The 21,994-nt window shown below is 41.8% G+C and carries 16 protein-coding genes and 1 tRNA gene; 6 read left to right on the forward strand and 11 right to left on the reverse strand.

Annotation, left to right across the window (positions count from 1 at the left end):
- The first annotated feature begins 77 nt into the window (after positions 1-77).
- Complete coding sequence (gene ispG, locus G7092_RS14500) at positions 78-2,153, forward strand: (E)-4-hydroxy-3-methylbut-2-enyl-diphosphate synthase (protein WP_166090488.1); 2,076 nt, start codon at positions 78-80, stop codon at positions 2,151-2,153.
- Between the two features lie 59 nt (positions 2,154-2,212).
- Here the strand turns inward: ispG and G7092_RS14505 are convergent, their stop codons facing one another.
- On the reverse strand, positions 2,213-2,518 hold the full coding sequence (locus tag G7092_RS14505) for a hypothetical protein (RefSeq protein ID WP_166090489.1): 306 nt from the start codon (positions 2,516-2,518) through the stop codon (positions 2,213-2,215).
- 235 nt (positions 2,519-2,753) lie between these two features.
- Here G7092_RS14505 and G7092_RS14510 point away from each other — a divergent pair, with 235 nt between their 5' ends.
- From G7092_RS14510 to G7092_RS14520, 3 genes are read left to right on the forward strand one after another with little or no spacing between them, the layout of a single operon-like run.
- Positions 2,754-3,869 (forward strand): sensor histidine kinase, encoded by a 1,116-nt coding sequence (locus G7092_RS14510; protein ID WP_166090491.1) that lies wholly within the window; start codon positions 2,754-2,756, stop codon positions 3,867-3,869.
- Entirely contained in the window at positions 3,866-4,597 is a 732-nt protein-coding gene (locus G7092_RS14515; protein WP_166090492.1) for a LytR/AlgR family response regulator transcription factor, read from the forward strand. Before G7092_RS14510 ends, G7092_RS14515 begins: the two co-directional genes overlap by 4 nt.
- 47 nt (positions 4,598-4,644) lie before the next feature.
- A complete protein-coding gene (locus G7092_RS14520) occupies positions 4,645-5,562 on the forward strand; it encodes a helix-turn-helix domain-containing protein (protein ID WP_166090493.1) in 918 nt (305 codons plus the stop codon).
- A gap of 417 nt (positions 5,563-5,979) precedes the next feature.
- Here the strand turns inward: G7092_RS14520 and G7092_RS14525 are convergent, their stop codons facing one another.
- Entirely contained in the window at positions 5,980-6,297 is a 318-nt protein-coding gene (locus G7092_RS14525; protein ID WP_166090494.1) for a hypothetical protein, read from the reverse strand.
- A 94-nt stretch (positions 6,298-6,391) separates the two neighbouring features.
- On the opposite strand from G7092_RS14525, the gene G7092_RS14530 reads away from it, so the two are divergent.
- A complete protein-coding gene (locus G7092_RS14530) occupies positions 6,392-8,128 on the forward strand; it encodes a thiamine pyrophosphate-dependent enzyme (protein ID WP_166090496.1) in 1,737 nt (578 codons plus the stop codon).
- 97 nt (positions 8,129-8,225) lie between these two features.
- Here the strand turns inward: G7092_RS14530 and G7092_RS14535 are convergent, their stop codons facing one another.
- The 7 genes from G7092_RS14535 to G7092_RS14565 all read right to left on the reverse strand — a co-directional run bounded on the left by G7092_RS14535 (position 8,226) and on the right by G7092_RS14565 (position 15,955).
- A complete protein-coding gene (locus tag G7092_RS14535; protein WP_166090497.1) occupies positions 8,226-10,211 on the reverse strand; it encodes a M1 family metallopeptidase in 1,986 nt (661 codons plus the stop codon).
- Between the two features lie 178 nt (positions 10,212-10,389).
- The gene (locus G7092_RS14540) at positions 10,390-10,740 is read right to left on the reverse strand and encodes a Spx/MgsR family RNA polymerase-binding regulatory protein (protein WP_166090498.1); all 351 of its coding nucleotides are present in this window, start codon (positions 10,738-10,740) and stop codon (positions 10,390-10,392) included.
- 62 nt (positions 10,741-10,802) lie between these two features.
- Positions 10,803-13,250 carry a TonB-dependent receptor gene (locus G7092_RS14545; protein WP_166090499.1) on the reverse strand — a complete coding sequence of 816 codons (2,448 nt, stop codon included), beginning with the start codon at positions 13,248-13,250 and terminating at the stop codon, positions 10,803-10,805.
- A 109-nt stretch (positions 13,251-13,359) separates the two neighbouring features.
- Complete coding sequence (gene pth / locus G7092_RS14550; protein ID WP_166090500.1) at positions 13,360-13,920, reverse strand: aminoacyl-tRNA hydrolase; 561 nt, start codon at positions 13,918-13,920, stop codon at positions 13,360-13,362.
- Positions 13,921-14,064: 144 nt separating this feature from the next.
- A complete protein-coding gene (locus G7092_RS14555; protein ID WP_166090502.1) occupies positions 14,065-14,649 on the reverse strand; it encodes a 50S ribosomal protein L25/general stress protein Ctc in 585 nt (194 codons plus the stop codon).
- Positions 14,650-14,787: 138 nt separating this feature from the next.
- On the reverse strand, positions 14,788-15,732 hold the full coding sequence (locus tag G7092_RS14560) for a ribose-phosphate pyrophosphokinase (RefSeq protein WP_166090503.1): 945 nt from the start codon (positions 15,730-15,732) through the stop codon (positions 14,788-14,790).
- A gap of 152 nt (positions 15,733-15,884) precedes the next feature.
- Positions 15,885-15,955: transfer RNA gene (locus tag G7092_RS14565), tRNA-Gln, on the reverse strand.
- A 216-nt stretch (positions 15,956-16,171) separates the two neighbouring features.
- On the opposite strand from G7092_RS14565, the gene G7092_RS30655 reads away from it, so the two are divergent.
- Positions 16,172-19,324, forward strand: coding sequence for a DUF2723 domain-containing protein (locus G7092_RS30655; protein ID WP_235953828.1), 3,153 nt, complete (start codon positions 16,172-16,174; stop codon positions 19,322-19,324).
- 654 nt (positions 19,325-19,978) lie between these two features.
- Here G7092_RS30655 and G7092_RS14575 read toward each other — a convergent pair.
- Both G7092_RS14575 and G7092_RS14580 read right to left on the reverse strand, forming a co-directional pair.
- The gene (locus G7092_RS14575; RefSeq protein ID WP_166090504.1) at positions 19,979-20,935 is read right to left on the reverse strand and encodes an acetyl-CoA carboxylase carboxyltransferase subunit alpha; all 957 of its coding nucleotides are present in this window, start codon (positions 20,933-20,935) and stop codon (positions 19,979-19,981) included.
- 46 nt (positions 20,936-20,981) lie between these two features.
- The gene (locus tag G7092_RS14580) at positions 20,982-21,488 is read right to left on the reverse strand and encodes a hypothetical protein (protein WP_166090506.1); all 507 of its coding nucleotides are present in this window, start codon (positions 21,486-21,488) and stop codon (positions 20,982-20,984) included.
- Between the last annotated feature and the right edge of the window lie 506 nt (positions 21,489-21,994).

Consider the following 21,994-nt stretch of genomic DNA (forward strand, 5'->3'; position numbering starts at 1 on the left):
GATAAGCAGCTCATAGAAATTTAAATAGCTATTCGACTATATTCACTAAATTTGCATCTTATTAATTCATCCATTGCATGAATACTGATGCTGTTAAATTGCTGCAAGGCCGCTATTGTAATTCGTTAATCGAATATTCGCGTTTTGTTACCCGCGAGGTAAACATTGGCGATGTGCCCATGGGCGGCAATAACCCAATCCGGATCCAAAGTATGACCACTACCGATACCATGGATACTATTGGTACGGTTGAGCAATCTATCCGAATGGTTGATGCAGGCTGCGAATATGTGCGCATTACCGCACCCAGCATCAAAGAGGCCCAAAACCTGGCCGAGATCAAAAAGCAGCTTCGTCAGCGCGGCTATAACGTTCCGTTGGTGGCCGATATACATTTTACCCCCAACGCTGCCGAAGTAGCTGCACGCATAGTGGAGAAAGTAAGGGTAAACCCAGGTAATTACGCCGATAAAAAGAAATTTGACCAGATAGATTATACCGATCAGGAATACCAGGGCGAGCTGGAGCGCATCTATAAAAAATTTGCCCCTCTGGTTAATATCTGTAAAGAATATGGCACTGCCATGCGTATCGGCACCAATCACGGCTCGCTGAGCGATCGTATCATGAGCCGTTACGGCGATACTCCGCAAGGCATGGTAGAATCGGCCATGGAGTTTATGCGGATGTGCGAAACGCTGAACTACTATAACCTCGTAATCTCCATGAAATCGAGCAACCCGCAGGTAATGGTGCAAGCCTACCGTTTACTGGTAGACACCATGGTAGCCGAAGGCATGAACTACCCACTGCACCTGGGGGTTACCGAAGCCGGCGACGGTGAAGATGGCCGTATCAAATCGGCGGTAGGTATCGGTACATTGTTAGAGGATGGCTTAGGCGATACCGTACGTGTTTCCCTTACCGAAGAACCGGAAGCGGAAGCACCGGTAGCTATTGAATTGGTAAAACGCTACGCTTTAAGGGAAAAGGCGAAAGGCGAAGGGTTAAAGGCCGAAAGCAATAAAGACCAGGAAGAAAAAAACCTTTCACCTTTCGCCTTTCACCTTTCACCTGCCCAACACTCCCCCTACGAATACAAAAAGCGGCATACCTACGAGGCCAACGCCTTTATAGGCGGGCATATGGTACCAAGGGTGGTGGTCGATCTGTCGGCTAAAAACCTGAAAGATCCGGCTGTTTTGAAGGACGCAGGATATATCTACTCGCCCCTGCTGGATAAATACAATATGGCCGAGCAATCGGTAGATTTTGTTTACCTGGCCGATGAGTTACCATCGTTTGTATTCCCAAGCAACTTAAAACAATTATACAACTATAAAACCTGGCAAAAACTAGCTGACAAAACCAATTGTCATCCGGTATTTTCTTTAGCCGAATATATTGCTACGGGCACCGATCGTTCATCCAAATTAAACCTCGTGAGGATATTACCTGCCGATATTGATTCTGATGAGTTTGGCTCACTGCCTTTTGATAACTCATTGGTATTTGTGCTGGAAACTGAGGCATTACACGGCATGGCCGATCAGCGTAGTTTCTTCTTCAAACTGGAAGAACTTGGACTCGAGGTTCCGGTGATAGTGAAAAGAAGCTACTTGTTTGAAAGTCAAAAGTCAAAAGTCAAAAGTCAAAATGATTCCGCTACTGAAGACTTAAGACTTAGTACTCAGAACTTACAACTGTACGCTGCTACCGATCTGGGCGCCCTCCTAGTTGATGGCTTTGGCGATGGAATATGGATCGATGCGCCAGAGCTACCCGCCAATGTCATTACATCCACAGCCTTTGGTATTTTGCAGGCTACCCGTTCCAGGATCTCCAAAACGGAGTATATATCGTGCCCAAGCTGTGGCCGAACCTTGTTTGATTTAATGGTAACTACCCAGATGATCCGCAGCCGTACCAGTCATCTTAAAGGCCTTAAAATTGGCATCATGGGTTGTATTGTAAACGGCCCGGGCGAAATGGCCGATGCAGATTATGGGTATGTAGGTTCTGGTACCGATAAAGTGACACTTTATCGTGGTAAAGAAGCCGTAAAGAAAAACATCAGCTCGGTCAACGCGCTTGATGAACTCATTGGCATCATTAAAGAAGATGGCAATTGGGTTGAACAGGAACAAGCATAAAACAGAACAGGGCAGGCCTCGCGCCAACCCTTGTTCAAAGTATAATTAAAAAAGATCATTTATCTATTCAGATTGAACGCAAGTGCGATCAGCTTCTTGTTTTCGGAATTGCCCTTCCCTTCATTCAGCTTGTCAGACAACTGATTTAAAGCCAGCTTTGTTTTTTCGCGCTTCAAATTCAGTCTGGCGTTAATAGTTTCTTCATAAATCAGTTTCGATTCATCTGTATAAAACCTAATGATTTGCACTTTCGATTGATGAGGGTTGCTTTCTACTACCCAAAAGCCGTGTTCGGGTGTTTTTGTTTGAGCCTGGCTGCATACAGCGCTTATCAGGATCAATGCTGTTAACATAATTGTTTTCATAGCCCATTTTCATTTAGTAATCTAAATTAGCCGGGCCGTATATTATTAAAAAACAACGTTGTTATTCAGCCATCATTTGCATACCAACTGCATTTATTACCATTCAATCAACACTGGTCAAAAATAATTACTCGTACTAAATATTTTTTTGTTGTATATCGATGAAAATATGCAGTTTATCGCATTTAGATAAAAGATTTTACATCTTTCGGCCTATATCAGGTAAATTAGCTTTATGAACAACAGGCTCGACATCAGGCTGCAAAACATCAAGATACCAAGGGTTTACCAACACCTGTTGTTTTGGGGCGTGGGTTACTTACTGATTGCCAGCATGTATTCGGTGCAAACCAACTTTGAAATATCTTTAAGAAACAACCTGGTTTTTATGCCGGTTCAGATAGCTTATTATTATGCTATTGCCTATTGGGTAATTCCGCGTTATTTGTTTGTCAACCGGTATCTGATGTTCACACTTCTGCTGTTGCTATTGGTTGTTATTTCAACATTGGCTACGCGATCTGTGGGTTTGTTGTTTGTGCACCCTTACTTAATCCGGGTGATGCCGGTTACCTTTCATGCATACATTCAATACAGCCGTCTACCCTTTTTTACCAGACTGTTTGATATAGAAAGTCTCGTAAATGCATTTAAAGGCGTAAACCTTATTATTGGTTTTGTATTAGCTATAAAACTGTTTAAAATGTGGTACGAGCGCAAGCAGGCTTCATTAGAGGCTGAGTTAAGTGCTCTGAAGGCGCAGGTTCATCCCCATTTCTTATTCAATACTTTAAATAATCTGTATGCGTTGAGTCTGGATCAGTCGCCAAAATCGCCTCAGCTGATATTGGGGTTATCGGATATTTTACGGTATATGCTTTATGAATGCAACGCCGATGAAGTACCGCTTGAGCGGGAAATACTCATGATGCAGCAATATGTAAAGTTGGAAAAACTGCGTTATGAAGATCGCATCGATATTAATTTTACCGTTACCGGCGATCTGAAGAATAAACTAATAGCACCATTGCTCATACTCCCATTCATTGAAAATGCCTTTAAACACGGCACCAGCGAAAAAACCGGGCAAGTTTGGATAAACATCAATGCAAATGTTACCGGTAACCGTTTTAAACTAAAAGTGGCCAATAACAATCCCGAACACCGGATAGAAGAGGAAGAGAACACCCGTGGTCACATCGGTTTAAAAAATGTGATGAAAAGGCTCGACTTGCTTTATCCAGCTACCTCAAAATTAAAGATCATGAATGAGGATGACACTTTTCTGATTGTATTTGATATGCAACTCAATGTGGTTAAACACACCGAAAAACAATTGGTAAACGCATGAAAATCCGTACACTGATAGTTGATGATGAACCCCATGCCATTGAGGTGTTGGAAAAATACATATCCCAGTTTAACCAAATGGAACTGGTGGGTAAATGCGGGGATGCTATACAGGCTTTTCAGGTGTTGCAACAAAAACCAGTCGACCTGATGTTTCTGGATATCAAAATGCCGGGCATCAAAGGTACCGACTTGCTCCGGAGCCTCAAAAACCCACCAAGGGTAATTTTCACCACCGCTTACAGCGAATACGCGTTGGAAGGTTTTGAACTAAACGCGGTTGATTACCTACTGAAACCCATTTCGTTCGAGCGTTTTTTGCGTGCCGTTGATAAAATTTACCAGTTAGCAGAAAGTAAACCCCGGCCAGTGATCACGCATGAAGCCCCGGTAAGCGACCATGAAACATTTATCTATCTTAAGGTTGAACGCAAAACCGTTAAAGTAAATGTGAATGACATTTTATGGATTGAAAGCCTGCGCGATTATGTAAAAGTAGTGATCAAAGATCAGGTGTATATTACCCGGCAAAAGATTAGCATGCTGGAAGAAATGTTACCCGAAAATAAGTTTGTACGGATTCATCGGTCGTTCATTGTGGCGTTGGGTAAAATTGATTCTTTTTATTCCTATAGTATCGAAATAGCGGGTCATGAATTACCCATAGGTCGTAACTATAAACAGGATGTCCAAAAAAAGCTAAAAGCCGAGCGACTGCAGTTTGATTAGCATCAACGAATCATAATTTTGCCTTATATTTGACTTACCATCCCCATATGAGTAATAAAGTAACTGTTTTTGATATTCCCTCAACGCTTAAACGCCACATCACCTCTCCCAATATTGCCAAACCCGATTTTGGTATTGTTAGCAACAATTGGAACCAGGACGATTTTGCCGTATTAAGTAATGAAACCGGTTTGCAGCATGGCTTGCCCATTAAAACAGATTATTACTCAGTTATTTTATGCCTTAGTGGTAGTTGTAAAAAAACTATCGGTCATTTTGTTTTTGAGGTTTATCCAAACTCTATTCACCTGGTATCGCCTGCATATATTACTTCTTTTGAAGATGCTTCAGACGATCTGTTATTATACCAGGTGTTGTTTAAGAAGGAGTTTTTATCCCATAATTTTTTGAAAGAAAATATCCTGGATAACCTGCTGGAGGTAAATCCTGATTATCCGCCTATTTATGGCTTACCAAAAAAGGGAGTAACATCCCTAAAAGCTTTGTACGAAAAAATAAGTGATGAGTGCCGGGATCAGGGAGCATTCCATTTGCAGATCTTGCGCCTGCTGCTAACCGACCTGTTATACGAAATGAACCGCGCCTGCGAAAGTTGTTTATTGAATTCAACCCGCCATTTAAGTAAACAGTATCAGCTGGTATATAAATTCAAAAAGCTGGTGGAAGAAAAATTTCTGACTTTGAAAACCGTACAGGAATATGCTGATGAACTCTTTATATCGGCTAAGTATTTAACCGAAATAGTTAAAAACGAAACGGGGCAAAATGCACTGTATGTTATCCATAACCGATTATACCTGGAGGCCCAGTATCTGCTATCATCATCGGGGCTTAGCATTAAAGAAATTGCCGAGCGGCTTAACTTTGATAACAGTTCTCATTTCAGTCGTTTTTTTAAACGCTTTGCCGGTTATAACCCTTCGGAGTTTAAGCAGCTGCAATAAAAGCCGATCACTTTTTCTGCGTAAAACACCTCTCATGACAGTCATTTGACGGAGAAACATCTCTATCGGAAAAATTGGTTCTTAAAACCGATTTATTGAGATTGATACGCCTTGCTAACCGCAGTACCTTTGTTATGTCAATAAGAAATAAAGGTCATGAAAAAACAAAACTTAAACTTAATAAAAGGCAGGTTGCTACAGCTCTACTGGGAAACCTATCAAATTTTAACCGTCATTTACAGATAATATTTTATCGCTGTAAATTCTATCATATATCATACATTACGTATTGATTGAGGAAACATTCATCCTTAATCAATACAAGAAATCAACAGCCGCTTAAGGCTTCTCTATATATTGACACAGAAAAACAGGCAGACTCTTTGAAGTCTGCCTGTTTTGTTTTAAAGTATGGGTTTAATCTACCGGTGTAAATTCGGCAAACATATTTGCCGTTTCGCTTAAACTATTCAAACTTACATAATCGCAAACATCGGCATACTCGGCCCACATTTCATGAACGGCTTTATTTTGATGGGCCTTATTAATGGCTTCGGTGCTTAACCATTCAAAAACTTCAATAATGGTTCCATTGGCGCTTTCCATGATAATAGGTTCACGATCGGTCACTAAACCTTCTGCCCTAAGCCGGGGTACATGAGCTTTTGTAAGCCGCTTTAAAGCGGCTGCGTTGCCCGGTTTTGGTTTATAAGCTACAATAACTATTCGCCCCATAATTGTCATATTTTACAGCAATTTACAATTTTTAAAACCCACGTCATATTCAATGGTTAGCTTTATAAATATCAAAACATAAATCAACCTAACCATGGCAAAAAACGTTGCAGACCAACTGGTAGAAATGCTGGCGAACGCTGGTGTAAAAAGAATATATGCCGTTACCGGCGATAGCCTTAACGAAGTAAATGATGCCGTAAGACGAGCAGGCAATATACAATGGGTACATGTTCGTCATGAAGAAGTTGGCGCCTACGCAGCTGGTGCCGAAGCGCAACTGAATGGCCTTGCCTGTTGTGCGGGCAGCAGCGGCCCGGGCCATGTACATTTGATTAACGGATTGTATGATGCTCACAGATCCGGCGCGCCGGTTATCGCCATTGCTTCAACCATAGCCACATTTGAATTCGGTACAGATTATTTCCAGGAAACCAATACCATAAAACTATTTGATGATTGCAGTTATTACAATCAGGTAGCCGCCACTCCCCGCCAATTGCCACGTATGCTACAGGCCGGGATACAAAGTGCCTTGCATCAGAAAGGCGTAGCCGTAATTGGTCTACCCGGCGATATTACCAGCATGGATGCAGTGGAAATCAACACATCCACTCAAAACTTTAATTCTGCCCCTGTGACCAGACCTTCAGATGCCGATCTGCAAAAGTTATCTGCCCTGATCAATCAGCATCAGAAGATCACCATTTTTTGTGGCATAGGCGCAGCCGAAGCGCATGATGAAGTAGTAGCCCTGTCCCAAAAACTTCATGCTACCGTGGCTTACTCCTTCCGGGCTAAAATGGACATTCAGTATGATAACCCTAATGAAGTGGGCATGACCGGCCTTTTAGGTTTACCATCGGCTTATCATAGCATGCACGAAAGCGATCTGTTGATATTGTTAGGTACTGATTTCCCGTACACGCCGTTTATGCCTACCGATTGCAAAATTGTGCAGGTAGATATTAAACCAGAGCGTATCGGTCGCCGGGCTAAAGTTGATGTGGGTTTATGCGGAAATATCAAAGATACACTAACAGCTTTGCTCCCCTTGATCGGTCAAAAACAGGATGACAGCTTTTTAAGGGCCCAACTAAAAGTATATGCCGATGTAAAAAGCAAAATGCAAACCTACGTTGACGACAGCGGCGAACAGGAAAAGATACACCCCGAATTTGTAGCCAGTGTATTAGACAAATTAGCTGCCGACGATGCCATATTTACGGTGGATACTGGCATGTCATGCGTATGGGGTTCCCGCTACATTAATGCCACAGGTAAACGAAAAATGATAGGGTCTTTTAACCATGGCTCTATGGCTAATGCTATGCCCCAGGCTATTGGCGCAGCGCTGGCCCGTCCGGGTCAGCAGGTAATAGCGCTTTGCGGTGATGGTGGTCTGTCGATGCTACTGGGCGATCTGGCGACCATTGTTCAATACAAATTGCCGGTTAAGGTCATCGTTTTTAACAATCGTTCCCTGGGCATGGTTAAGTTGGAAATGGAGGTTGCCGGGCTGCCCGATTGGCAAACCGACATGTATAATCCAGATTTCGCTTTAGTAGCTCAGGCTATGGGGATCAAGGGGATCAATGTCAAATACCCGCAGGATATTCAAGAGGCAATTACTGAAGCATTGGCTTTTGATGGCCCGGCATTGGTCAATGTATTTACCGACCCTAATGCGCTGGCTATGCCACCCAAAATTGAGTTTGAACAGGTAAAAGGCATGGCTGTATCGATGACCAAACTCATACTCAATGGTCATATGGACGAGGTACTGGATACCGTAAAATCAAACTACAAACATTTGAAGGATTTGTTGTAGGCTTCACTAAAGACTTACGAAGTTTTAAAAACTTCGTAAGTCTGAAAAAATACGCGATGTCATAATAAGAAAGGCCCGGTTAACCGGGCCTTTCTTATTATTTCTTCCAAACGTTATTGTCTGGATTATAATCTGGTAGTACCTTATCAGGGTCATAAGTAACCGATTCAATTTCTTCGGTTGATGGATACTTGAATGTAAATGAAGCAAAACGCTCCCAAATTTCAACCGGCAGCTTAACACGCTCGGCTTTACCACTTTTGGTTTTTATCTCCAGAATAACGGGCATTGTCATTTTACCCAGGTTATCCAGGGTGATCAATGCACCTTTTGAAGCATCGCCATCTACATATTTAACATCACTAACTGCAACATCCAGGCGCCAGTTGTTCAGGAACCAACCTCTCCAAAACCATTGCAGACTTTCGCCTGATGCATTCTCAATAGTACGGAAAAAATCATCAGGTGTTGGGTGTTTAAATGCCCATCTATTAATGTAGGTTTTAAAAGCAAAATCAAAACGCTCGGGACCTAATATCTGCTCACGCAATAAAACAAGACCCGCGCTTGGTTTTGCATACAGCAATGTACCTGTGTTTCTTTCTTTCAGGTTAGCTGGCTGGCTCATTATTGGCTCCAACTCTGGTTTGGTGAAAAAGTCGCCGGTACGGTGCATATCCATGGTACGGGTGCTTTTGTACTCACCGTTGTTAAAATTGGCAGTTGAAAGTGTATTGATAAAAGTATTAAAACCTTCGTCCATCCAGCCGTACATACGCTCATTTGAACCTACGATCATCGGGAACCAGGTGTGGCCGAATTCATGATCATTTACCCCCCAAAGTCCATTTTTCTTTGCAGTATATCCACAAAAAACAATACCAGGGTACTCCATACCACCCACTATACCCGCAACAGCGGTAGCCGCTGGATAAGGAAACTCAAACCATTTGGCAGAATTATATTCAATTGATTTTTTAACATACTCAGTAGAGCGGCCCCAGGCGTCATTGCCATCACTTTCAACCGGGTAAGCCGAAATAGCTATTGATTTTTTACCGCTTGGCAAATCCATTTTAGCAGCATCAACAATAAATGCAGCTGACGAAGCCCATGAAGCATCACGCGCATTTTTTATTTTGAAATGCCAGGTCAATTCTGTTTTTCCGCTCGGGCGCGATTTAGGGTCTTTAACCTCATCAGCAGTACGGATCATTACCGTTTTTTCGCTTTGCGCGGCTTCCGCCCAGCGTTTTTGCTGTTCCGGGGTGTAAACTTCCTGCGGGTTTTGCAGTTCGCCAGACGCTAATACAATATGATTTGCCGGAGCAGTAATACTCAGATCAAAATCGCCATATTCCAGGTAAAATTCACCCGGGCCTGTGTATGGCAGGGTATTCCACCCCATTACATCATCATATACGCACATACGTGGGTACCACTGAGCGATAGTATAAATTCTGCCATTCTTGGTATTAAGGTACCCCATACGATCAGATCCGTAATTTGGAGGAACAAATGAGTACTCGATTTTAAGTTTAACCTGCCCGCCATTGGCTGTTACCTCTTTAGGTAAAAAAACCTGCATACGGGTATCGCTGATCAGAAATTTAGCTTCTTCAAATTCACCTTTACCAACAGCATATTTTACTGATTTGATTTTGAAACCGGCATCAAATGCTTCACCACGGCCCCAGTTACGACTGCCTGTTGGCGGTACAATAGCAGTCCCGCGTGAATCTAATTTAAACAAGTTTTGGTCAAGCTGCATCCATAAGAAACCAAGGTTTTGGGGGCTATTATTGGTATAAGTTAAAACCTCAGAACCGGTGATCTCATTAGTTTGATCGTTTAATTTTGCAGCTAGTTGATAATCAGCCCGGTTTTGCCAGTATTTAGGTCCTGGTTCACCGCTTGCGGCACGGTATTCTGTACCATTTTTGGTATAAAAACCAGGTCCGAAAGTTTCATGGTAATTGTAATCGGAAGCAGGCGCATTAGTTGAAGCGGCCTGCTGAGCATCACTTACATTAACCGCCAACATAAAGGCCATGCTGAAACCGGCCATCAGTTTTAAATTCATTTCAATATTTTTTGTATGTATACAGCAAGTATACTACAAAAAAACGTTTTTGAACGTTCGGGTAAAACGATTGTTACCAGAATATTAATTACCGATTTAATAAAGACAAAGCCTATAAATCAGGTAGATATACGAGATTTATAGGCCTTAAATTGAATAATATGAAAATATTTGAGCCCTATTTGTTTAAAAAATGGGATTGGTAAACCTTTTCATCAAAACCAAAAAACAAAAAGTCGCCATCTTCAATAACCGGCCTTTTGATCATGCTGGTTTTTTGTTGTAACAGGGTAAGTGCATCGGCACTAGTTTTTACGCTTTCTTTTACCTGCGGATCAAGCTGCTTCCAGGTAAGGCCCTGCTTGTTTAAGAATTTCTCATAGCCAGCTTTGCTGTCCCACTCCTGCAATTTCTCGGTGCTTACACCCAGCTTTTTGAAATCCTGAAAATTATAATCTACCTTATTCTCTTTTAACCAGTCAAGCGCTTTCTTAACTGTGTTGCAATTGGTTATTCCGTAAACTTTCATGAGGCTAATTTATCCTTTTTGTGCCAAAAGTATGTCAGGTGTTTTTAATCTAATACACCATCTTACTGACTGGCCCCGCTACTTTTGCTACCGTTTTTGGTATCATCGTTATTGATACTGCGCTGGTTCTTTTTAATATCGCTGCTCAACTTACCAAATTTATAATTAACCCTGATAGCAAAGTGGCGGTATGGGTTTTCCCTGCTGATGGTTTGAGAAAAATCGGGTGTGTTGGTAGTATTGGTAAATGCCCTGTATTTACTATAAGGGTTATTAGCTACAAGGGTTACTGTGAATTTTTTCTTAAACAAATCCTTGGCAACGCTATAAGAGTTATAGATAAAGTTGCTTGATTTACCTTGCAGGGTTACATCACCACTAAAGAAACCGGCATTATAACCAAACCTGTAAGTATCGCCCAGTTTATAGGTAAAACTGGCAAATGCATTACCAATGTATCCTCCGTTTTTAAAGAACTGGTCGTTGTAAACACCTTTTAACCACACATGTGAAATTTGCCCGTTTAAACTAACAGTAAGAGGCTTGATGATAGAAAAATTGGTATTGACATTAAAACCCAGCGTACGGTTACTGCCCAGGTTTTGATAAGTAGTGTAGGTTACCGTATCGCGCAAACTGCTTATAGTTTGGATAGAGTTATTGGAGAACGCGTAACTTAAACCCACCGTAACAGATGCCTTTTTAAAATTACTATAAGTAAGATCAAAAGTATTATTTAATTCGGGGCGCAGATCCGGGTTACCGGTACTGATGAATTTAGGATTTGAATTATCAACGAAGGGGTTAAGCTGGTATATACCGGGACGTTGTATACGCTGCGTAAAACCGAAATTAATACTGCTGCTGTTAAGGCTGCGTTGTATGGATATAGATGGTATCAGGTTGTTATAGCCCTTATCAAGCGGCGTGCCTACAAAATCAGCCGTAACTTGGGTATGTTCAATACGTAAGCCTGCTTTTACTGTCCATTTAGTTAGTTTTAATTGATAGGAATTGTAAAAACTGGTCACATCCTGATGATAATCAAACGTACTGGTTTGCCCCGTGTTAACCACATATTGGTTTGTATTAGGATCCAAATCATCACGTCCGAAATCACTGAAGTTATTCCGTAAGATGGCTTTACCTCCAGCTTCGATACTCAATTTTTTAAGCGGATATACATAATCAAGCTGAATGGTATGCTCCCGGTTACCAGCATTATTACGTTGTCTGAAATCGGGATTATTCACTGCATCATAATTAAATCTGTCGGTAAATGCGTTTGAACTTGTTTGGTCACTTGGCGAATAGCTGTATTTGTAAGACAAGGTCAGCAGCTCATCCTTATGATTTTTGAAGTTTCGCTGGTAATTGATGGCGATGTCGGCTCCTTTATCTTTACTGTTACTGGTAGTAATATTACGATAAGCTTCATCAAGTGTGCCTACATTGTTAACCCGGTTTGACTGAAGGGAGCCACTTTGGTCAAAATGCCCCTGGAAGATTTCAAATGAACCTGTGATCAGATCAAGACTATCTATTTCATAACTTAATTCGGCATTAGCATATTTATACTTACCACCAAATGTCCTGCTACCGTCTTGGTTTAATATACTTGATAATGAATTATTTACAAATTGCGTTTGAATATTGTGCGTTGACCCGGTTACATCTTTTTGTGTACCAAAACCTGCATAACCAGAAAGACCAAACTTACCCTGTTTCACGGTAGCGTTAAGATTATACCCCGGTCCCCAAACAGAATTGTAGCGTGCATTAATACTTCCGTTATATCCCTGATCAGCGTTTTTCTTGGTAATGATGTTGATAATACCTGTTAAGCCTTCCGCATCGTATTTAGCAGGTGGTGTAGTGATCACCTCAATCTTTTCGATATTCGTTGCCGGCATCGCTTTCAATACATCCGACGGGCTTTTGGCCATCAATGCCGATTCTTTTCCGTTGATCAGGATTTTATAATTACCGCTTCCCTTCAGTTTGATATTGTCATCTCCGTCAACCGATAAAAGTGGCACTTTACGCATCATATCTAAAGCCGATACAGCTTTACTTTCAGGATCAGCTGTTACATCATAAGAGAGGCGGTCGACCTCTTGCTTAAGGGTTGGTCGCACTGCCGTTACAGTAACTTCTTTTAATTCTTTGTTAGATGGGGCTAGTAAAATTTTACCAGCGTTAAATTCATTACCAGTCAACTTTACAGGTAAAATCTTGGTAGCATAGCCGATAAAAGCAACTACCAGCTGATAAGTTTTACCATCAGGGGCTTTTAATTCAAAACTTCCGTCGTCTTTGGCAAGGGTACTTTTTACGGGGGTATGTGTAGCAGCATCTTGCAGCGCTACCGTAACATAGCCTAAGGGTTTGTTTAATGCCGAATCAATTACAGAGCCCTTAACAGTTATGTTTGTTGGCGAATTTTGTGTTTGGGCAAAGCATATCGCCGAAATATAACAGGAAAGCAGGGTCAGTAAAAATTGTTTCATAAGGATTTAGTGATAAGACGTCATTAGTTATTCAACTGTTGCATACAGCAAAAACTATTTAATAAATCTTAACTAAGCAATTAGTTTACACCTGAAACGAAGGGATGTATTATTTATTATACCGGGTCATGGTTAATTCTGTACCGATGGTAGCGAAGCCCTTGATCATTTCGATTGAGCGATCAATCAATGCAGGAAGCTCAGGCTTTTCATCGTCGTCAAAACCACTTAATACATAATCAACCTGGCGGCCTTTGGGGTAATTGTCGCCCACGCCAAACCGGAGGCGTGCATAGTTATTGTGACCAAGCGTAGTTTCGATATGTTTTAAACCATTGTGCCCAGCGGCGCTACCTTTAGGTTTTAAGCGTAGGGTGCCTAAGGGAAGAGCAATATCATCAACCAATACCAGTACATTTTCAACAGGTATTTTCAACTCCTTCATCCAATGATTCATGGCTTTGCCACTTAGGTTCATATAAGTAGTTGGTTTAATAAGATGCAGCGTACGGCCTTTGAACGACACTTCGCTGTAATAGGCCAGGCGCATGTGGTAAAACTTGGCGCCTTCTTGCTTAGCCAACTCATCCAGTATCATAAACCCTATATTATGCCTAGTATCAGCATATTCGGGTCCTATATTTCCTAAACCAACTATAAGATATTTCATGCCCCCTAGCCCCCTGAAGAGGGAATTTTTGATTTACTTAAATTAAAGTGCGAAGATATTATTTTTAAACAAAAACAGCGATAAGTTACCTTATCGCTGTTTTAATAGTTCCCCTTTTATTCCCTCTTCAGGGAATTAAGGAGCTTACTTTTTACCTGAAGCAGCTTCCTGCTCAGCCTGACGTAATGCACGTGAAGTAGTTACAGATACGATAGTATCTTCCTGAGCATTGGTGATAGTAAGGTTTGGCAATTTAATTTCACCAACTTTTACTGATTTACCAACTTCCAGAGCTTCAATGCTTACTTCAATAGCATCTAAATGATCTTTAGGCAATGCTTTGATGCGCAGTTTCCTTAATTTCTGAACTAATTTACCACCCACTTTAACACCTGGAGATGTACCGGTTAATTTAACAGGGATCTCGATAGTGATTGGCTTTTTCTCGTCAAGCAATAAAAAGTCAACGTGGATAATTTGTTCAGTTAAAGGATGAAACTGAATATCTTTAATGATAGCTTGTGATTTAACACCAGCAATTTCAAGATCGATGAAATGAACAACCGGAGTATAAACAACGGCTCTCAAATCAGCTGCGGACACTGCAAAGTGGGATTGTGTTGGCCCACCGTAAAGTACTGCAGGCACTAAGCCTTGATAACGCAGTTCTTTAGCGTCTCTTTTCCCTACGTTCTCTCTTGGAGAACCGCTAATAGCAATTGATTTCATTATTTGTATTTATTTATTTGTTAAGTTCATGGTTCATAGATCATTGTTCATGGCATCTAATCCGCACAAATATTTTTATTCTATTCAAAATCCATGTTTCCGGCTATGAACCATCAACCATGAACTATAAGCTTTCTATCAATCTACCCTAAACAACTGGCTGATAGAACCGTGCTCGTTTACATTACTGATAGCCTTTGCAAACAGTTCAGCAGTTGATAATACCTTTATTTTAGGGCTTGTTTGCTTTAACGGTATAGTATCAGTAACTATCAGTTCAGTTAAAGCCGAATTTTCGATAGTTTCATAAGCTTTGCCTGATAGTACCGGATGTGTACAAACCGCGCGTACGCTGCGTGCACCACGTTCCATAATCAATCCTGCTGCTTTAGCCAATGTACCGGCTGTATCACAGATATCATCAATCAGCACAATATCCTGATCGGTAACATCGCCAATAAGCGTCATGGACTCAATTTCATTAGCACGTTTACGACGTTTATCGCAAATTACAACCTCTGCATTAAAGAACTTCGCGAAACTGCGTGCCCTGTATGAACCACCCATATCCGGTGATGCAATGGTTAAATTTTCTAAACCCAGGCTTTTGATATAAGGTACAAAAATGATAGAAGCATCCAGGTGATCAACCGGTATATCAAAAAAGCCCTGTATCTGCGCAGCGTGCAGATCCATGGTCATGATGCGGTTAATACCTGCAGCAACCAACAAATTGGCTACCAGTTTAGCACTAATAGCCACACGAGGCTTATCTTTCCTGTCCTGACGGGCCAATCCAAAATACGGAATAACGGCACTTACATAATGTGATGAAGCACGACGGGCGGCATCAATCATCATCAGTAATTCCATCAGGTTATCAGTGGGCTGGTTGGTACTCTGGATCAGGAATACATCGCATCCCCTTACAGATTCATTAAAGTGTGGCTGAAATTCACCGTCACTAAAGCGTGAAAGCACCACGTCACCTAATTCGCGGCCATAAGCATCAGCAATTTTTTGCGCCAGCTCTTTAGAGCCTGATCCTGCAAATAACTTAACCGGATTAAATTGTAATGGCATCTTCTTGTTTTGGATTTGGGATCTTCGATTTAGGATTAGCCTTAATCTTAAATCACTTTACACTTACAACCTGTATAAAAAACAATTCGGATTTCAATTTTCTATCAGACCTAAATCCGAAATTGAAAATCAGAAATCCGAAATTTTCATTGTTGCCCGACCAGGATTCGAACCTAGACAAACGGTACCAAAAACCGTCGTACTACCATTATACTATCAGGCAATCTCCTTTGGTTTGTTTTTACTCCCCGAAAAGGAATGCAAATATAAGACGATTTTTTAACTCTCAAAAAGAATTTTAAAAAAGTATTTTCTATTGCCTTTTAACGTCTAAAACGGGCTAAAAAAGTGTTAATCCACCGCTTTTGATTTTAACATCATAATACTTTTACTAATTTCGGGCTGCATTCAACCCTTTTTTCTATCGTAAAATTCAGACATGGACTACAAAAAGATCAATAATATATTTGGCTGGGTAGCCTTTATCATTGCTTCGCTAACTTATATTTTAACTTTAGAGCCCTCTTCCAGCTTTTGGGATTGCGGCGAGTTTGTTGCCTGTATTTACCGTTTACAAGTGGCCCACCAACCCGGCGCCCCCCTGTTTACCATGATAGGAAAGGTGTTTACCTTACTTTCGATGGGTAATAATACCAAGGTAGCTTACTGGGCAAATATGGCTTCGGCGCTGGCCAGTGGAGCAACCATTATGTTCCTGTTTTGGACTATAACCGCCCTGGCTAAAAAACTATTGGTTAAAAAAGCCGAAGAAATAAATACTACAAACCTGATACTGATTATAGGTGCGGGTTTGGTTGGAGCCCTTGCTTACGCTTATTCGGATACTTTTTGGTTCTCGGCAGTAGAGTCTGAAGTTTACGCGCAATCATCCTTATGTACAGCTATCGTATTCTGGGCAATATTAAAATGGGATGCTCATGCCGATGAGCAACATGCTGATAAATGGATAGTATTTATTGCCTATGTGATGGGCTTATCTATAGGTATACACCTATTAAACCTGTTAGTAATACCCGCTATAGCGCTGGTGATATACTTCCGCAGAGCGAAAAACATCACTTCCAAAGGTACTTTCTGGGCATTTTTTGCTGGTATAGTGGCAGTAGCCTTTGTACTTTGGGGCGTTATTCAATATACCGTAAAAGGTGCGGCCTTTTCCGATCTGCTTTTTGTAAATACACTGGGCTTCGGCTTTGGCAGCGGGGCAGTAGTGTTTTTTGTTTTACTGATAGCCACCATCGTATCGGGTATATATTATACTATTAAACCCCTAAAACCGGCTATTATCGTAGCGGCGGTATGCTTTATACTGGCATTAGGTATCAGTGCAGGGATTATTGGTGTAGTGGTAGGCGCGGCAGTACTCGCATTGTTAGAATATGTGGTTAAAATACGCCAGAAACGTTTCGCTTTAAATACCTTTTTAATTTGCCTGCTGTTCATCCTTTTTGGTTACAGCTCATTTGTGATGATCGTGGTTAGGGCTAAAGCTAACCCGAACTTAAATAACAGCGATCCTGAAAACGCATTTGCGCTTAACAGCTATTTGAACCGCGACCAGTATGGTGATACACCTCTGCTTTATGGTCAATTTTTTGATTCAACACCAACCGAACAAACCGAAGGCGCCACTATTTACCGTCGCGGCGAAACCAAATATGAGGTGGCTGGTAAAAAACTAACCACTGTTTATGATCGCAATACCCCATTCCCGCGTATGTTTAGCGACAAGGCCGGTCACCCTGATTTTTACAGGGCTTGGAGTAAACTGGGCCAAAGCGAACACCCTACCTTTGCCACCAACCTGGGTTTTTTTGGCACCTGGCAGGTAAACCAAATGTACACCCGCTATTTTTTATGGAATTTTGTTGGTCGTGCCAATGATCTTGACGGTCAAACCGGTGCTATTGATGGCAAAGGCGGTATAGATGGTTCCTGGTTAAGCGGCTGGGATTTCAGCAAACCCCTGCCTTATGCTGTTACCGAAAGCAAAAGCTATAACCGTTTATTCTTTTTACCGTTGATCATTGGCCTTATCGGCTTATTCTTCCATTTTTGGCGCGATCAGCGAAATGCAGGTGTGGTATTGGTACTGTTCTTTTTTACAGGCCTCGCCATTGTGTTATACCTCAACCAGGACCCATTACAGCCACGTGAGCGTGATTACGCTTATGCAGGTTCGTTTTATGCCTTTGCCATTTGGATTGGTTTGGGCGTACTGGCTATCGCCGATTTTCTGTCTAAAAAGATCAACGCTAAAACAAGCGCTATTATAGCTACGCTGATTTGTTTACTGGCAGCGCCCGTGCTAATGGCCAACCAGGAATGGGACGATCACGACCGCTCTACCAAGCTTACACCGCACGATATGGCTTATAACTACCTCAACTCCTGCGCCCCAAATGCTATTCTATTCACCTACGGTGATAATGATACTTACCCGCTTTGGTATATACAGGAGGTTGAAAATGTACGCCCCGATGTACGTATTGTGAACTTAAGCTTACTGGGTACCGACTGGTACATCCGCGGTATGAAAAATAAAATGAACGAATCAGAGCCATTGCCTATCAGCATGTCTAATGACAAGTTTAAACCCGGTGTGCGTGATGTTATTTATTTTAACGACCAAAAATTGGTCGGTGCTACCGAACTGAAAGAGGTTTTTGATTTTATGACCTCTGATGATAAGTCAACCATGGTAGAGTATAACAATGGCGATGTGGCCAACTACCTGCCTACCAAAAACTTCAAATTGACTATTGACCCTAACCAGGTGGTACAAACCGGTACCGTTCCGGCTGCTGAGAAAGATAAGATAGTGCCCGAAATGGACTGGACCTTTAGTGGCCGCTATGTAACCAAAGATGTTTTGGCCATGATGGATATCCTATCGCACAATAACTGGAAACGCCCAATCTATTTCTCGGTAACCGTGCCTAACGATAATATGATAGGTCTGGACAAATATTTATACAACGAAGGCTTCGCTTATCGCTTAATGCCATTGAAACCAGATACCGCATCAAACGCGCTCGAAAACAGCAATACCCCAGTGATGTATCATAACATGATGACCAAGTTTAAGTGGGGTAATATGAAAACCGCGCGTTACCTTGACCACGAGTCCATGACCATGTTTTACCCGTTGATTACCAGGCTTTACTCTAACCTGTCTGATAACCTGATGAAAGAGGGGCATAACGACCTGGCCAAAAATACATTGAAGAAATATGACGAAGTAATGCCGGGCATTATCAATTCAACCGAGGTTGCTGTACGTAAATTTTATATGATTGAGAGTTCATATCGCCTGGGAGATATCCCACTGGCCAACAAGCTGTCCAACCAGGTTGACGATTATGTAAACAACCTGCTTAATTATAACTATGCGTTGTTACAACGTAATGAAATCAGTTTGGATAACAATCGCGATGTGCAATACTCCATACAAATTTTAAGCGGTCTGGTAGGCTTTACCAAAGAATTTAAACAGACGGAGTTAAACACCAAATTCAGTGCACAACTGAAGGGCTTTGAAGCGAAGTTTGGTATCAGCGCAAAGCGATAGAAAGAATAATTAATAAAGCAGGGCTGTCACCCTGAGCACCGTCGAAGGGTAGAGCGTAGAGGCCTGCCCACCATACTTCGACAAGCTCAGCATGACAGCCTTTTTTTGGTTAAAAAGTGGGTTTACATGGGTTTACACTTTTTACGGTTAACATGAGTTTATATATCTGAAAATCAATACATTATATAATTTTAGCGTAAAAAAGTGTAAACCCACTTTTTGTTTGTTTAAAAGCTCATTTACGCCGCCGCGAAGGGGATGTCACCCTGAGCTCCGTCGAAGGGTCGAGCGCAGAGGCCCCTGCACCATGCTTCGACGGAGCTCAGCATGACACCCGTTAAAAGAGCTGACGTAAGCTGGAAGCTTACCACATGCCACCCATGGGATACGCTACGCTAATCTCGCGGGAGCAAAACATCTCTCCATTATGTCATTGCAAGGTACGAAGCAATCTCCTCACGTTCTCATTGGTAAGAATAGCTACGAGATTGCTTCGTACCTCGCAATGACATATCTTTTATAAAACTGATGAGACCTTAATTAAACGCGTCATTTCACCCTTAGAGGCTCCTGATTTCACAACTCAGCATGATAGCCTTTATCGTTAAACAAAAAAAGCGGCATAAGCCGCTTTTTTATATAGATCAGAATTTTTTATCCTTCGTTTACAACGCCCATGTTGCAGAACTTATCAATACGTTCGGTAACCAGTTCATTGATATCGCGTTCGCCCAGTGTTTTCAAATCTTTTAGCAATTGCTTTTTCAGGATGGCAGCCATAGCCACGGGATCCTGATGTGCACCGCCAAGTGGTTCTTTGATTACACCGTCAATCAGCTTATTCTTATACATTTCTGTCGAAGTTAATTTCAATACTTCGGCAGCACGTTCTTTATTTTCCCAGGTTTTCCACAGGATGGTTGAGCAGTTTTCCGGAGATATTACCGAATACCAGGAATTATCCAGCATCAGTACCCTATCGCCAATACCTATACCCAATGCACCGCCAGACGCGCCTTCGCCTATGATCACACAAATTACCGGCACTTTCAACACAGCCATTTCCAGCAGGTTACGGGCAATAGCTTCGCCTTGTCCTCGCTCTTCAGCTTCCAGACCTGGAAATGCTCCCGGGGTATCTATCAGCGTAACTACAGGCTTATTGAATTTTTCGGCCATTTTCATCAGCCTTAATGCCTTGCGGTAACCTTCGGGATTAGCCATACCAAAGTTGCGGTATTGACGCTCTTTGGTATTACGCCCCTTCTGGTGACCGATGAACATCACGGTTTGCCCGTTCAATGTTCCAAAGCCACCAATGATGGCCTTATCATCGCCTACAGTCCTGTCGCCGTGCAATTCAATAAAATCATCGCACATTAACTCAATATATTGAAGCGTATAAGGCCTTTCAGGATGACGGGAAATCTGCACCTTTTGCCAGCCGGTAAGGTTTGAATATATCTCCTTTTTAGCAGCATCCAGCTTGGCTTCCAACTCGGCTACGGTTGCAGACATGTCGAGCTTATTTTTATCCTCCACCTGCTTTACCTTTTCAATCTGCTGTATCAGTTCAGCCAGTGGCTTTTCAAAATCAAAAGTAATCTTCATACTATTTATTTGGGCCGCTAAATTAAGTAAATCCTACGGTATATTATCAATTAGGGTTTTGTAAAGTTTCCAGCTTCTTGATTTGCTGCGGCGCCAGCAGGTCGCCGGTGCTTAAGCAAGCCTGTAAAATGGCGTTTCTGAGCTCGCCATAGTACAATCCGGAACGCGTGGCATAAAATATTACATCACCATTAGTTAAGCGCTGTTTACGAAAAAGTTCATCTAAAGTTTGTTCGTTCTTAATAATGAACGAACCCATCTCTACTCTTTTCCGGTGCAGTTCGGTGGCAATTGCGGTAATTTTTATCACCTGGTTCGGGCTCAATCCCAATTCTTTTTTAAACCTAATCGCCTGATCGGGCATGGGATAATGATTGATCTGGGCCGGTAATGCCATGTTATTATATATATCGTCGCCATTGAGCAAAGCGGTATATTGTTTATCGCTGAGTGTTTTTACCGTCGATTTTTTCAGCGTGCTATCCGCCTGCTGCGCCCTGAGGGTGCCGCAAAAGAGCAAAATAGCAATAAGTGAAAGTATTGATCTTAGCATGTGGCATTTTACGAAAAAACCTCAACTTTTATACCATGAGTTATTAAAAGTTAACCAAAATTTAATTCACTCCGCTTCCATAATTTTAGAAAAATTCAAACAACCCAGCACTTCTTAAACCTTTATTTTAACAATTTTATAGTCAGAAACAGGATAAAAACATTCAAAAATTCATGCAAAATCATCGGTTTTAACACGTTTAACAAATTGCAACACCGTTTTGAGCAATTTCAAAAACTTTAAAAAGTATTGATTAACTGATAGTCAAATAACGGCAGTGGGTGTTGCTTTGCAAAAAAGAGGGAGATAAAATTCAGAGGACATATGCGACAAGGCTCCCCTCTTGAGAGGGGGCGCGTGGGGCTGCGTGGTAGCAGGGGTGTGTTCGTGAAGCGGAAGAACACACCCCTGCCCCCTCTCAAGAGGGGAATCGCACGGCCTCCCAGTTATCATCCTGAACGAAGTGAAGGATCTATTTTGTGATGACGTTGTTTAATCATAGATGC

It is taken from the genome of Mucilaginibacter inviolabilis, from assembly GCF_011089895.1.
In the GTDB taxonomy this organism is placed as follows: Bacteria; Bacteroidota; Bacteroidia; order Sphingobacteriales; family Sphingobacteriaceae; genus Mucilaginibacter; species Mucilaginibacter inviolabilis.